The sequence below is a fragment of the Hyunsoonleella pacifica genome, assembly GCF_004310335.1.
GTDB classification, from domain to species: Bacteria; Bacteroidota; Bacteroidia; order Flavobacteriales; family Flavobacteriaceae; genus Jejuia; species Jejuia pacifica.
This window is the reverse complement of record NZ_SIRS01000003.1, coordinates 320,892-335,014: the sequence shown is the minus strand read 5'-3', so window position 1 is coordinate 335,014 and position 14,123 is coordinate 320,892. Positions and strand designations below refer to the sequence as shown.

The 14,123-nt window shown below is 32.5% G+C and carries 12 protein-coding genes; all 12 read left to right on the top strand.

The annotated features are described in order from the left end of the window. The first annotated feature begins 44 nt into the window (after positions 1-44). The 12 genes from EYD46_RS07720 (at position 45) to asnS (ending at position 13,789) form a co-directional block, all read left to right on the top strand. Positions 45-1,262 (top strand): PorV/PorQ family protein, encoded by a 1,218-nt coding sequence (locus EYD46_RS07720; protein ID WP_130936499.1) that lies wholly within the window; start codon positions 45-47, stop codon positions 1,260-1,262. 227 nt (positions 1,263-1,489) lie between these two features. Then, a complete protein-coding gene (locus EYD46_RS07715) occupies positions 1,490-3,448 on the top strand; it encodes a PAS domain-containing sensor histidine kinase (protein ID WP_130936498.1) in 1,959 nt (652 codons plus the stop codon). After that, on the top strand, positions 3,441-3,848 hold the full coding sequence (locus EYD46_RS07710) for a response regulator (RefSeq protein ID WP_130936497.1): 408 nt from the start codon (positions 3,441-3,443) through the stop codon (positions 3,846-3,848). The genes EYD46_RS07715 and EYD46_RS07710 overlap by 8 nt, the downstream gene beginning before the upstream one ends. Positions 3,849-4,086: 238 nt before the next feature. Next, positions 4,087-4,542: a 50S ribosomal protein L13 gene (gene rplM, locus EYD46_RS07705; RefSeq protein WP_130936496.1), complete on the top strand. Its 456-nt coding sequence runs from the start codon at positions 4,087-4,089 to the stop codon at positions 4,540-4,542. Continuing rightward, the gene (gene rpsI, locus EYD46_RS07700) at positions 4,543-4,929 is read left to right on the top strand and encodes a 30S ribosomal protein S9 (protein WP_130936495.1); all 387 of its coding nucleotides are present in this window, start codon (positions 4,543-4,545) and stop codon (positions 4,927-4,929) included. 222 nt (positions 4,930-5,151) lie between these two features. Further along, positions 5,152-5,925 carry a 30S ribosomal protein S2 gene (gene rpsB, locus EYD46_RS07695; RefSeq protein WP_130936494.1) on the top strand — a complete coding sequence of 258 codons (774 nt, stop codon included), beginning with the start codon at positions 5,152-5,154 and terminating at the stop codon, positions 5,923-5,925. Between the two features lie 87 nt (positions 5,926-6,012). Further along, on the top strand, positions 6,013-6,987 hold the full coding sequence (tsf, locus tag EYD46_RS07690) for a translation elongation factor Ts (protein WP_130936493.1): 975 nt from the start codon (positions 6,013-6,015) through the stop codon (positions 6,985-6,987). 145 nt (positions 6,988-7,132) lie between these two features. Then, entirely contained in the window at positions 7,133-7,840 is a 708-nt protein-coding gene (gene pyrH, locus EYD46_RS07685; protein ID WP_130936492.1) for a UMP kinase, read from the top strand. A gap of 48 nt (positions 7,841-7,888) precedes the next feature. Then, positions 7,889-8,446, top strand: coding sequence for a ribosome recycling factor (frr, locus tag EYD46_RS07680; protein WP_130936491.1), 558 nt, complete (start codon positions 7,889-7,891; stop codon positions 8,444-8,446). Between the two features lie 56 nt (positions 8,447-8,502). Beyond that, the gene (locus EYD46_RS07675) at positions 8,503-9,771 is read left to right on the top strand and encodes a hypothetical protein (RefSeq protein WP_229731319.1); all 1,269 of its coding nucleotides are present in this window, start codon (positions 8,503-8,505) and stop codon (positions 9,769-9,771) included. A gap of 60 nt (positions 9,772-9,831) precedes the next feature. Then, entirely contained in the window at positions 9,832-12,240 is a 2,409-nt protein-coding gene (locus EYD46_RS07670) for an efflux RND transporter permease subunit (protein WP_130936490.1), read from the top strand. A 115-nt stretch (positions 12,241-12,355) separates the two neighbouring features. Next, positions 12,356-13,789: an asparagine--tRNA ligase gene (gene asnS, locus EYD46_RS07665; RefSeq protein ID WP_130936489.1), complete on the top strand. Its 1,434-nt coding sequence runs from the start codon at positions 12,356-12,358 to the stop codon at positions 13,787-13,789. Positions 13,790-14,123 lie beyond the last annotated feature (334 nt).

Here is a 14,123-nt window from a genome sequence, read left to right as displayed (position 1 = left end):
TTCTTGATATCGATGTATTGACAACTAATCAAACATTATGTATCATGAAATTGTTATTAAGAGCTGCTTTATTTGCTATTCTATGTCAATCCGTTAGTTTTTCTCAATCAATAAGAGATTATTACGTACCAACACACTATCAAGGTATTTTTCACGGGCAACCTTCAAGTGCTAGAGCAACTGGAATGGGCTTAACAACCATTACTTTAGAAGGTATTGAAAATGCATTTTACAATCCTGCTACAATTGGGCTTACAGAAGAGAAAATTAACGTGCATATAAATTATGCGTCAGGAAGTCAAGTTCGTAAGGGCGGACAATATCCTTTCTTGGGCGTATCTTATCGCATAAATAACAAACTAATCGTAGGTATTAGTACCTTAAATTGGGTGGATGAAAAAAATTCCCCTTGGTCTACTATAATTGGTGGTTATGAAGAATCGTATGAAGATCGACGTAGCCAATCAGCATATACAGCAGTAGCTGCTTACGAAGTAATTCCAGGATTAAATGTGGGGTTATCTGGTAATTATTTAGTAGGCCGCGCAGTACCAAAAAATGTTACTAGCACAGAATTTATATTATCATTTGGAGCTATATATGATAAAGAAGTAGACTGGATTAAAAACGAAAAAATCAGCAATCAAAATATAAGGTTTGCAACAAGTTTAGTAAATGTATTAATGAAAAATAGAATGGAGCAAACCTATCAAGATTTCTTAAACTTTAGAGATTTACCTATACACCTATCATTTGGAGCTGCTTATCAAGCAACGCTTGCAATCCAACCAAACTTCACAGAAGGAAAGGGATTTTTTAAAGGTGCTCCAAAAACATTAGATTTAGCAGTGCACTTACAGTTTAGAGATGTACTTCCTGGCCCCAAGGAAACAATTAAAAATGCAAATCATGAGAATAATACAGCTTTTGGTATTGGTGCAGAAGCTTGGTTTATGAAAACATTAGCCTTTAGATTGGGATACTATTTTGAGAATCGTCCTGCTTCAGGTCCAAAAGAAGTTGGAGAAGGTGCTTGGGTTACAGACAATAAAAGAGGCCTTACTTGGGGATTTGGAGCCAATTTACCTTTAAACGCATGGACTAAAGGCAAACTACCATTTAATAGTGAAGTTAACTTTGTTACCAGTAAAGTTTTAAACGAATATGGCAATAGCTTTACCGTTCCTCAATATTTTTTAGATAGGAGTTTCTTATTTTCAGTAGGTATCAATCTTAAATTTGTAGACAAAAACCAAAACTAATTTATCATAATGTTTTTAGTTTGGTAAACCCAACCACATTATAATTTATTTATTTAGGGTTGGGTTTTTATGTCTCAAGATTTAATCAACATAACACATACTCGGTATTACATCTTAATAATTTTAAAAAAAAAATCTTTTTCTGTCAAAATTTACTAATAATTCTTACTTTAGTTGTAGCTAATTAAATAATCCCTCTAAGAATTGGTTGAAGTAATTGGCTCCAAATGAAAAAAAGCGTATTTAATAAGATAATTACTTACATCGTTATTTGTGTAGTAATAACTAGCTTGACAGTAATGCTTGGGTGGTTTTTAGAACTTAAGCCTGTTTTAGAAATTATTCCTAGTAGTGCTACTATGAAATTTAATTCTGCATTACTATTTTTTTTATCTGCAATAGCTCTGTATTGTATAAATAAACAAAATGATTTTTTATTTGTTTTAAATATTGTAACCAATGGCGTCTTGTTGTTTATATCTCTATATACAATAGTATCATACATGACCGAATTGCGCTTTGACCTTGACACTTTTTTTATATCAGATTCTTATTCAATAACCTTTCCTGGAAGAATGGGGCTAGGTACTTGTAGTTCTTTTTTGTTATTAGGCTTATCAGTTTTCGGTTTTCAAAGTGATAAAAAAAGTCTTATTAGCTTTAGCCAAATACTTCTATTTATAGTACTATTATTGTCTACAGTATCTATTATCTCCTACATATTAAATTTAAATTCTTCTGATAAAGCGACATTCTTCGAATCTATGGCAATACATACTTCAATTTTATTCTTTGTATTGACAATAGGTATTATGTTAAAACAACCAGAAACAGGCTATGTAAAATACTTCACAAGTAATTATGCTGGCAACCGATTGTTGTGGATTAGTTTTCCTATAGTAGTATTACTTCCTATTATTTTAGGTTTCGTAATTCTATACTTGATAAATAATGACATTGTTAAGGTAAGCTTTGGAGTTGTACTCTATTGTGTTTCATTTATAATTTTTAGTTTGTTATACTTCACACCTATTTCAATTAGAATAAACAAGTCGGATAAAGGCAGAAAAATACTCGAAGATAAGTTGCAAGCCAATAACAAGGAATTAAAACAATTTAAAACCGCCTTGGACAGAATAGCTATCATTTCTACAACAGATACAAAAGGAAACATTTTATCAGTTAATGAGGAATTTAGAAAGGTTTCAGGTTACAAGGAAAAAGAAGTACTTGGACAAAACATCAATATTCTAAAGTCTGGACATCATAAAGATAGCTTTTTTAAAGAGATGTGGGACACCATTAATGCAGGTAAAATATGGGTTAAAGATATTAAGAATAAAAAAAAAAATGGAGATACTTTTTGGGTAAATACAGCTATTATACCCTTTGTGCTTAAATCTGGAAAACCATATGAATTTTTAAGTATAAAAATTGATGTTTCAGAGCGTAAAAAGGCTCAAAATATATTAGAATCAGAATATGTAAAGCAATTAGAAAAAAACAATCATGAGTTAGAACAATTTGCTTATGTAGCCTCGCATGATCTTCAAGAGCCTTTACGAACTATCATGAGTTTTTCTGATTTGCTATACCAAGAGTATTATGATAAGCTTGACACTACAGGGCAGGATAGTTTACATTTTATAAAAGATTCTACAAACCGTATGCAAGTATTAATAAAAGATCTTTTAGATTATTCTAGACTAGGTAAAGAGTATGAATTAGAACAAGTAAACTTGAAAGAAACAGTAGCCGATTGTATGCTAGATTTAAAAAGTAAAATTGATGATTCTAGTGCAATAATTACTACAGGAAACCTACCAACAATATATGGCTATAGTTTACCTTTAAAGCTACTATTTCAAAATTTATTATCTAACGGAATGAAATTTGTTGCGCCTGATGTAACACCTAACATTCATATTGACGCTAAAGAAAATGAAAAGTTTTGGGAGATAACTGTTGTCGATAATGGCATTGGAATTCCTAAAGAACATCAAAAACGCATTTTTGATATTTTTCAAAGACTTCATAATAAATCAGAATTTAAAGGTACAGGTATTGGGTTAGCACATTGCTTGCGTGTTGCCCAACTTCACAAAGGTGAAATTAACGTAAGTACCAATTTTAATGGAGGAAGCACATTTAAAACAACTATAAAAAAACAACTTAACCATGACTGATAAATTAGACCTAATTATTTTTATTGATGATGATCTTGCCACCAATTATTTACACGAAAGAAATGCAAACCTTGCAGATTGTGCAAAACAGATAAAAGTATTTTCATCAGCTTTAGATGCTTTAGAATATCTAAAAGATACCGATAAAGAAGATTACATTAAACCTAACATTATCTTTTTAGATATTAATATGCCTATTATGAATGGTTGGGAATTTTTGGAGGAATACGAAAAACTAAACTTAAATGAAAAAAGCAACCTTTTATTGGTTATGCTTACTACATCCTTAAACCCTAAGGATAAAGCGAAAGCAGATGCATTGAATGTAGTATCTGATTTTAGAAATAAACCGCTTCTAAGCGAGCATTTATTAGAAATTGTTTCAGAGAATTTTGACTAAAAACAACAAAACTTATCAAAACCTTATTTTTGATGTATACAATATCTGTTAACTTACTTTTTTATCACACGAGTAATCAAGGTAATAAATCAACTTCTTAAGGATTCTTACATCATATATTTTTCACTCTAGATTGCTTTAAAAAACAGGTTCTTCTGTTTGGTAATCAAATATATAATCGTACATTTGCAAACTCTTTTTCGGAAAGAGGAATGTTTAATCAGAAAAATAATTTAGTGTGGACACATTAAGCTACAAAACGATTTCAGCTAACAAGGCTACTGTAGATAAGCAGTGGGTTGTTGTTGATGCTGAAAATCAAACGCTTGGTCGTTTAGCTTCTAAAGTTGCAAAACTTTTAAGAGGTAAGCACAAGCCAAACTTCACGCCACACGTTGATTGCGGCGATAACGTAATTGTTATTAATGCTGAAAAAATCAACTTATCTGGAAACAAGTGGAACGATAAATCATACATTCGTCACACAGGTTACCCAGGTGGTCAGAGAAGTTTAACTGCTAACGAGTTGTTTGGAAAAAACCCAACACGTCTAGTGGAAAAATCAGTAAAAGGAATGCTGCCTAAAAACAAATTAGGTTCAGCTTTATTCCGTAACCTAACGGTTGTAGTGGGTACTGAGCATAAACACGAAGCTCAAAAACCTAAAGCAATCAATTTAAATGAATTCAAGTAAATGGATGTAATTCACAAAATCGGCCGTAGAAAGACGGCTGTTGCACGTGTGTATGTTGCTGCTGGAAAGGGTAACATCACGGTAAACAAAAAAGACTTAGCAAGTTACTTTACTACTGCTACTTTACAGTACAAAGTAAAGCAACCTTTAGCTTTGACTAACAATGATGGCAACTTTGATATTACAGTAAATGTATATGGCGGTGGTATCACTGGTCAAGCAGAAGCTGTACGTTTAGCTATCTCTCGCGCAATGTGCGAAGTAGATGCTGAAAACAGAGGTATCCTAAAGCCAGAAGGTTTGTTAACAAGAGATCCAAGAATGGTAGAGCGTAAGAAATTCGGTCAGAAGAAAGCGCGTAAGAAATTCCAGTTCTCTAAACGTTAATATTCCAAAACTCTTAGTTCAGAATCTGAAGTTTCAGATTCTGAATTATTTTATTTTATTGAAATCGCTGAAAAATTCAGCAAAATTAAAAACCAGTTATTGTTGTCTATCACGCCACGGCGTGAAGATTTAGTTTAGCATCTAAATGAAGCCAGTAGCTAATAGCTATGCTAGAAGCCAAAGGAACATTGCTAATTCAACAGAACGTAAACTATTACAAAAATGGCAGTAGAAGTAAAAGAACTACTAGAAGCAGGTGTACACTTTGGACACCTTACACGTAAGTGGGACCCAAACATGGCACCTTACGTTTATATGGAGCGTAACGGTATCCATATTATCAACCTTTACAAAACAGCAGCTAAAATTGATGAAGCCGGAGCAGCATTAGCAAAAATTGCAGCATCAGGTCGTAAAATTTTATTTGTTGCTACTAAAAAACAAGCAAAAGATATTGTTGCTGAAAAAGCAAGTGCTATTAACATGCCTTACATCACTGAAAGATGGCCAGGTGGTATGTTAACTAACTTTGTTACTATCAGAAAAGCCGTTAAGAAAATGGCTGCTATCGATAGAATGAAGAAAGATGGTACATTTAACACCTTATCTAAAAAAGAACGTTTACAAGTAGATCGTTTAAGAGCTAAATTAGAAAAGAACTTAGGTTCTATTAGCGATATGACGCGTTTACCAGGGGCATTATTTGTAGTGGATATTAAGCGTGAGCACATCGCAATTAAAGAAGCTCAAAAATTAAATATTCCAATATTTGCAATGGTAGATACAAACTCAGATCCACGTCAAGTGGATTATGTGATACCAGCAAATGATGATGCTTCTAAATCTATCAACAAAATTTTAACTCATGTTACAGATGCTATTGCTGGTGGTTTAGCTGACCGTAAAGCTGAAAAAGAAGCTGCTGCAGCTGAAAAAGAAGCACCAAAAGCTGAAGCTAAAAAAGCAGAAGCAGTTGTAGCTGAAGAAGAAGAATAAATAACATTAATAATACAACATAATTAAGTCGTTTAGTTCTTTTCTTTCCTGAAATAGATTGAACGACTTTTTTAAATTATAAATACTATGAGTACTACAGTAAAAGTAACAGCCCAAGAGGTTAATAAACTTAGACAAGCTACTGGTGCAGGTATGATGGACTGCAAAAAGGCTTTAGTTGAGGCTGAAGGAGATTTTGATAAAGCTATTGAAATCTTACGTAAAAAAGGACAAAAAGTTGCTGCTAAAAGAGCAGACAGAGAGTCTAGTGAAGGCGCTGCGGTGGCAAAAGTAAATGCTAATAAAACTGTTGGTGTTGCTATTGTTTTAGGTTGTGAAACTGACTTTGTTGGAAAAAACGAAAACTTCTTAGCATTAGCTAGTCAATTAGGAGATATCGCTTTAAACACATCTTCTAAAGAAGAATTCTTAGCTGCTGATTTTGGTGGTATGACTGTTGCAGACAAACTTGTTGAGCAAACTGGTGTGATTGGTGAGAAACTAGATATTAAAGCTTTTGAAAAAGTAGAAGCAGCTTATGTTGGTTCTTACGTACACATCAATAAAATTGCAGCTATTGTTGGTTTTTCTAGTGTTGTAGATAATATCGAAGCTTTAGCTAAAGATGTAGCAATGCAAATAGCTTCAATGGGAGCTACTACATTATCTTATAAAGATTTTGATCCAGCATATATTGCTTCTGAAACTGAAGCTAGAATTGCTGTAATTGAAAAAGAAAACATTGAATTGGGTCGTTTAGGAAAAACACTTAAAAATGTACCTCAATATATTTCTCAAGCACAATTAACTCCTGAGGTTATGGCTAAAGCTGAAGAAGATGCTAAAGCTGAATTAAAGGCTGAAGGTAAACCAGAGCAAATTTGGGACAGAATTTTACCTGGAAAAATGCAGCGTTTTGTGTCTGATAACACAACGCTTGATCAAGAGCAATGTTTATTAAATCAGAACTTTATCAAAGATGAAAAGAAAACTGTTGAAGCTTATGTGTCTTCTTATGGAGAAATAGAAATCACAGGATTTAAAAGAGTTACTTTAGGGTAATTAATTCCTTAGAAAACAGAAATCTTATATAGTAAAAAACCACTATCCACTATGAATAGTGGTTTTTTTATGCCCTAAATCTGAACAACATTACACAAAAGAAATAAAAAAATATGTAGTTTTGCTAAACTTCAGAAATGACCTAATGAAATATAAAAGAATACTCCTAAAACTATCAGGTGAAGCCTTAATGGGAAGTCGCCAATATGGTATAGATCCAGAACGCTTAGCCGAATATGCAAATGATATAAAAACCATCACCGATAAAGGCGTAGAAGTTGCCATTGTAATTGGTGGGGGTAATATTTTTAGAGGTGTCGCTGGCGCTAGTAATGGTATGGATCGTGTTCAAGGAGACCATATGGGTATGTTAGCTACTGTAATAAATGGTTTAGCTTTACAAAGTGCTCTTGAAGATGCTGATATCCCAACACGCTTGCAAACAGCAATAAAAATAAATGAAGTTGCAGAGCCCTTTATCCGACGAAAAGCAATGCGTCATCTAGAAAAAGGACGTGTAGTGATTTTTGGTGGTGGCACGGGAAATCCTTATTTTACAACAGATTCGGCCGCAGTATTACGTGCTATTGAAATTGAAGCTGATGTGATTTTAAAAGGAACAAGAGTTGATGGTATTTATAATACCGACCCAGAAAAAGATAGTAGTGCAGTGAAATTCAATTCTATTTCTTTTGATGAAGTATTACAAAAAGGATTAAAAGTAATGGATACTACAGCTTTTACTTTAAGCCAAGAAAACGAACTACCTATTATTGTCTTTGATATGAACAAAAAAGGGAATTTATTAAAAGTAGTTTCTGGAGAATCAATCGGTACAGAAGTTAACATTTAAATGTGGCGTAATTTTTGAATCTTTATAGATAATTTAAAATTTTAAAAGATGAACGAAGACTTACAATTTATATTAGATACAGCCAAAGAAGCAATGGATGCTGCGCTTAAACACCTTGAAAAACAGTTGGTAAATATCAGAGCAGGAAAAGCTTCTCCTGCAATGTTGGGCAGTGTTATGGTAGATTATTATGGCTCTCAAACCCCACTAAATCAAGTAGCAAATGTAAATACTCCAGATGGTAGAACCATTACGGTACAGCCATGGGAAAAAAGCATGCTACAAGAAATAGAGCGTGGTATTATGATTGCCAATTTAGGTTTTAATCCAATGAATAACGGAGAAAGTATCATTATAAATGTACCACCTTTAACAGAAGAACGTCGTAAAACCTTAGCTAAACAAGCTAAATCAGAAGCCGAAGATGCTAAAGTAGGTGTAAGAAATGCACGTAAGGAGGCCAATAACGATATTAAAAAACTTGATGATGTTTCTGAAGATTTACAGAAGAATGCTGAAATTGATATACAAGAAATGACAGATAGTTACGTTAAGAAAATAGATGATATCTTTGATAATAAGGAAAAAGAGATTATGACAGTATAGAAGAAAGCGACAACAACGTCGCTTTTTTAATTTAAACTTGTATCCATTTCAAATACATGCTGAAACTTTGTGCCTTTGTTTTTTGTTGTTCTTTTGCCGTGGCACAGGCACAAAATACATCTTTTATTTTTTTTCAAATTGAGCAAGACACCATTAAAAAGAATTTCTTTCTAAAACAACTTGGTAATGGCTACTTCCCAACTAAATATTTTAATTTTGATTTAAGGTATCTTGTAAAGTACAACCAATATGAAGGTTTAAGAACAGGACTTGGTGGTGTGACTAGTAAAAGCTTTTCCGAAAAATTTAAAATTGATGGTTATACCGTTTATGGTTTTAGAGATGATGCTTACAAATACAGTATTGGTGGTAGCATTAGACTAAATAACCATACAAACACATGGGTACGTGTTTCATATACTGATGATTTACAAGAAACGGGAAGCTCTAAGTTTTTAACTGATACCAGATTTTTTCAATTCTTTGAGCCGCGCCTATTAAATATTGATTTATTTCACAGGCACATTACACAAGCTATTTCATTAAAACACTTCTTCCATCCTAAATTATCTACTGAAACACAACTAGCTGTTAGTAATGTAGATCCAACTTATAATTATGTATTTAATTTAGATGGTGAGTTGTACAATACATTTCAATTTAGTACTGCTACGATAGCTATGCAGTGGAGTCCGTTTAGCCAATTTAAAATTGAAGACAACCTACCCAAAAACATAAAAGATGCTTATCCTAAATTCACGCTACAATTTACCAAAAGCGTAAAAGGTATTTTTAAAAGTGATTTCAATTTTTCAAAAGTAGATTTTAAAACGATACATCGTCATTTACACAAAAACAAAAATGTATCAGAGCTTACCTTAGTTTCTGGTATAGCTAGTGGAGATGCTCCCTTAACACACCTTTACCATGCTTACCCAAACAATATAAATAAAGAAACCATACTGCAACGCTTCTCTGTAGCAGGTATTACTAGTTTTGAAACTATGTTCTTTAATGAATTTTTCTCTGATAAATTTACTACAATTCAGTTTAAACATTTTTTAAAACCTTTTGAGGTTTCCCAACGCCTAAAACCTCAACTTGTGTTAATTTCTAGGTTTGCTATTGGAGATATAGAAAACCCTAATCGACATCAAAATATCTCTTTTAATTCCTTAAATAAAGGATATACAGAATCTGGTTTTGAGCTTAACAAACTACTCTTTGGTTTTGGTTTAAGTTTTACCTATCGTTATGGTGCTTATCATTTACCTTCCATAGCAGATAATGTTGCTTTTAAATTTACATTTAACCTAACATTGTAATTGATTTACAACGGTTAATACATTGTTTTTTCTACCTTTGCGCAGCTTTTATAACAGCGTATGTTTAAATTGTTTACAAAAGACTTTTGGGATGTAACTGCAAGACTTATTCTAAGGAATAAAATTGCAATTCTTATTGCTATAATTATAGCAACATACCTCTTTAGTACACAATGGGAATACATGCGTTTTAGTAATACCGAAGCTAATTTATTACCAGACGATCATGAAGCAAATATTGCTTACAATAATTTTCTCAGCACTTTTGGAGAGGAAGGTAACCTAATTGTTATTGGTGTAAAGGACAGTACGCTTTTTAATATTGATAAACTTAATGCTTGGAATACATTTTCGTCAGAGTTTAATAGTTATGATGCCGTAGAAGCTGTAATTTCTATTAAAGATTTACAAAAACTTATAAAAAACACTGATGAGGAACGTTTTACATTACAACCTTTTATAAAAGACTCTATTTCAAGTCCCCAAGAAGTTAAAACACTTCAAAGTGAGCTTTTTGAAAAATACCCGTTTTACGACAATTTTTTATTTAATAGCGAAACAAAAACAGTACGTACTGCGCTTTATTTAAAAAAATCATTAGTTAATACTTCTGCCAGAAAAGAATTTGTACTTAATGATCTAGAACCAAAAATTGAAGCTTTTGAGCAAAAATACAATCTAGATATTCGCATTTCTGGGATGCCTTACATCCGTACTAAAAACTCAGAAAATATTATTGATGAAATTGGAAAATTTGTAGTAGCAGCACTATTGGTTACCTCCATTATATTCTTTTTCTTTTTTAGATCGTTTAGAGCTACATTTATTTCTTTAATAGTAGTGTGTATTGGGGTTATGTGGACATTAGGTATTATTGGCCTCTTGAAGTATGAAATTACTGTTTTAACAGCCTTAATACCTCCATTAATTATTGTTATTGGTATTCCCAATTGTATTTTTCTTATAAATAAATACCAACATGAAGTTAAACTTCACGGTAATAAAGTAAAGTCACTACAGCGTGTTATTACAAAAATTGGAAACGCTACTTTAATGACTAACGTTACTACTGCATCTGGATTTGCCACATTTATTTTAACAGAAAGTAAACTTTTAAAAGAATTTGGTATTGTAGCGTCGCTAAGTATTCTAGCCATTTTTATTCTGTGTTTACTTATTATTCCTATTATATATACCTTTTTACCATTCCCAAAAGATCGTCATCTGGAGCATTTAAATAAACGATGGATTGGTGGATTTGTAAATTGGATGGAGTATATGGTAAAAAATAAACGTATAGCTATTTATGCCACTTCCGTTTTACTTTTAACCATTAGTATGATAGGTATTAACCAAATTAAGGTTTCTGGTAGTTTAATTGAAGATATGCCTCAAGAATCTGGATTTGTAAATGATATACGCTTTTTTGAGGAAGAATTTGATGGGATTTTACCTGTTGAAATTATGGTAGACACTAAACGTAAGAAAGGAGTAATGAAGCTATCTACTCTGAAACGAATGGATAAGCTCGAAGAATTTATTATAGAAACTCCAGAACTTTCAAAGCCTATTTCTGTAGTTGGTTTGGTAAAATACTCTAAACAGGCTTATTATAACGGCAACCCAAAACACTACCAACTGCCAACCTCTCAAGAAAATAGTTTCATTCTATCTTATGCGAAAAATTCGTCATCAAATGTAGATTTGCTTAAGAATTTTGTAGATAGTACTGGGCAATATGCACGTATTACTACTTTTATGAAGGATATTGGTACAGATAAAATGGAACGTATACAAGAAAATCTTCAAGATAAAATTGATAAAGTATTTCCTGAGAAACGTTATAATGTTACCATGACGGGTAAAGCTCTGGTATTTCAAAAAGGAACAAAATACTTGGTAAAAAACCTTGCGATCTCTTTATCTCTTGCCATTTTATTGATATCGCTTTTCATGGCTTACATGTTCAGATCTGGACGAATGATTATTGTATCACTTATCCCAAACATTTTACCACTTCTAGTAACAGCTGGCGTTATGGGATATATTGGTGTACCTATAAAACCTTCTACTATACTTGTGTTTAGTATTGCATTTGGTATTTCAGTAGATGACACTATCCACTTTTTAGCAAAATACCGACAAGAACTTCAAGCCAATAAATGGAAAATAAAACCATCCGTTTACGGTGCCTTAAAAGAAACTGGTGTAAGTATGTTTTATACATCTATTGTGCTATTTTTTGGGTTTTCGGTATTCACTATTTCAGATTTTGGTGGTACCGTAGCTTTAGGCGCTTTAGTTTCAGCTACTTTGCTATTTGCAATGCTCTCTAATCTATTATTATTGCCATCACTATTACTATCATTAGAAAGAAGTATTGCCAATAAAGAAGTGCTTAAAAAACCTCCTATTAATATTATTCCAGAAGGGGATGATGATGAAAAAAACACTGACAATCAATACTAATTACAGTTTGGAATCTCTTTTAAGAAAATAATTCGAATTTTGTTGAATTTTTACTATTTATTATTTTAATTTTAAATATTGAAACCATTATATTTACTGTTCAAAACCCATGAATATGCAGTTGTATTCCGTCTCTCAATTATTAAAACAGAAAAATAAACTACCCGAAGTTGAAGTAAAAGGTTGGGTAAGAACCTTTAGGGCAAACCGGTTTATTGCTCTAAACGACGGATCCTGTTTAAATAACATTCAATGTGTTGTTGATTTTGAAAATACTAATCAGGCACTTTTGAAGCGAATTACTACTGGTGCTGCTTTACATATTAAAGGCGAATTGGTAGAGAGCCAAGGTAAGGGTCAAAATGTAGAAGTCTTGGTAAACAATTTGGAAATTTTAGGGGATTCAGACCCTGAACATTATCCTATTCAACCTAAAAAACATTCATTTGAATTTTTACGTGAGAATGCCCACTTGCGAACTAGAACAAATACATTTAGCGCTGTAATGCGTTTACGCTCTAAACTTTCCTATGCCATACACAAGTATTTTAATGATAGCGGATTTTATTACATGCACACACCTATTATTACAGGAAGTGATGCAGAGGGTGCTGGGGAAATGTTTAACGTTACCAAACTAGATGCTAAAAATCCACCTCTAGACAGTAATGGTAAGGTTGACTATTCTAAAGATTTCTTTGGCAAGGAAACCAACCTAACTGTTTCTGGACAGTTAGAAGCCGAGACTTATGCCATGTCCTTAGGAAAAGTGTACACTTTTGGACCAACCTTTAGAGCTGAAAACTCTAACACATCCAGACACTTATCAGAATTTTGGATGATTGAACCTGAGGTTGCCTTTATGGATTTACCTGGAAATATGGATTTGGCTGAAGACTTTTTAAAATATGTGCTTAATTATGTTTTAGAACACAATAAAGAAGATTTAGATTTTCTAGAGCAACGTTTGATAAATGAGGAAAAAACAAAACCTCAGGCAGAGCGTAGTGACATGAGCTTAATTGAGAAATTAAAATTTGTTGTTGACAATAACTTTAAACGTGTAAGCTACACAGAAGCTATAGATATTCTTCGAAATAGCAAACCCAATAAAAAGAAAAAATTCAAGTTCCCTATTAACGAATGGGGTGCTGATTTACAAAGTGAACATGAACGTTTTCTTGTAGAAAAACATTTTAAATGCCCTGTAATTTTGTTTGACTATCCAGCAAATATCAAGGCATTTTATATGCGTTTAAACGAAGATGGCAAAACTGTACGAGCTATGGATATTTTGTTTCCTGGCATTGGCGAAATGGTTGGAGGTTCGCAACGTGAAGAGCGCTTAGATGTTTTAAAAGAAAAAATGGCTGTTCTTGATATTCCTGAAGAAGAATTGTGGTGGTACTTAGACTTACGAAAATATGGTACTGCAGTACACTCTGGTTTTGGGCTTGGTTTTGAACGTTTGGTTATGTTCGTTACTGGCATGAATAACATTAGAGATGTGATTCCTTACCCTAGATCACCTCAAAATGCAGAGTTTTAAGTGCATAAACACTTTTGCGAAATTTACATTAATATATAGTTAGTTAAGTTATACATAACAATATATAACGACAAATAGGAACAGTACTTTAAATTATTACAATTTAATAGCATGGTGGAAGAATGTTCTTGAAAACGATGTATTTATTTTACTCCTGAAAAAATTAACTCTATAGATGAGTTATTAGCTTATTGTGATGTACTTTATACAGATGCTAATAAAACAATTGGGGATACTATTTTGTTTACGCTGAATAAAAAAAGAGGTGCTCCGGAAATTTTGCTTAAACCATTTAATTCATCATAGAGCACAACCGGGAATGTATTTACGAATA

Bases quoted from the DNA above. Each gene is read 5' to 3' on its own strand.
- EYD46_RS07720 (WP_130936499.1), top strand. From the start codon at position 45: ATGAAATTGTTATTAAGAGCTGCTTTATTTGCTATTCTATGTCAATCC.
- EYD46_RS07715 (WP_130936498.1), top strand. From the start codon at position 1,490: ATGAAAAAAAGCGTATTTAATAAGATAATTACTTACATCGTTATTTGT.
- EYD46_RS07710 (WP_130936497.1), top strand. From the start codon at position 3,441: ATGACTGATAAATTAGACCTAATTATTTTTATTGATGATGATCTTGCC.
- rpsI (WP_130936495.1), top strand. From the start codon at position 4,543: ATGGATGTAATTCACAAAATCGGCCGTAGAAAGACGGCTGTTGCACGT.
- rpsB (WP_130936494.1), top strand. From the start codon at position 5,152: ATGGCAGTAGAAGTAAAAGAACTACTAGAAGCAGGTGTACACTTTGGA.
- tsf (WP_130936493.1), top strand. From the start codon at position 6,013: ATGAGTACTACAGTAAAAGTAACAGCCCAAGAGGTTAATAAACTTAGA.
- pyrH (WP_130936492.1), top strand. From the start codon at position 7,133: ATGAAATATAAAAGAATACTCCTAAAACTATCAGGTGAAGCCTTAATG.
- frr (WP_130936491.1), top strand. From the start codon at position 7,889: ATGAACGAAGACTTACAATTTATATTAGATACAGCCAAAGAAGCAATG.
- EYD46_RS07675 (WP_229731319.1), top strand. From the start codon at position 8,503: ATGCTGAAACTTTGTGCCTTTGTTTTTTGTTGTTCTTTTGCCGTGGCA.
- EYD46_RS07670 (WP_130936490.1), top strand. From the start codon at position 9,832: ATGTTTAAATTGTTTACAAAAGACTTTTGGGATGTAACTGCAAGACTT.
- asnS (WP_130936489.1), top strand. From the start codon at position 12,356: ATGCAGTTGTATTCCGTCTCTCAATTATTAAAACAGAAAAATAAACTA.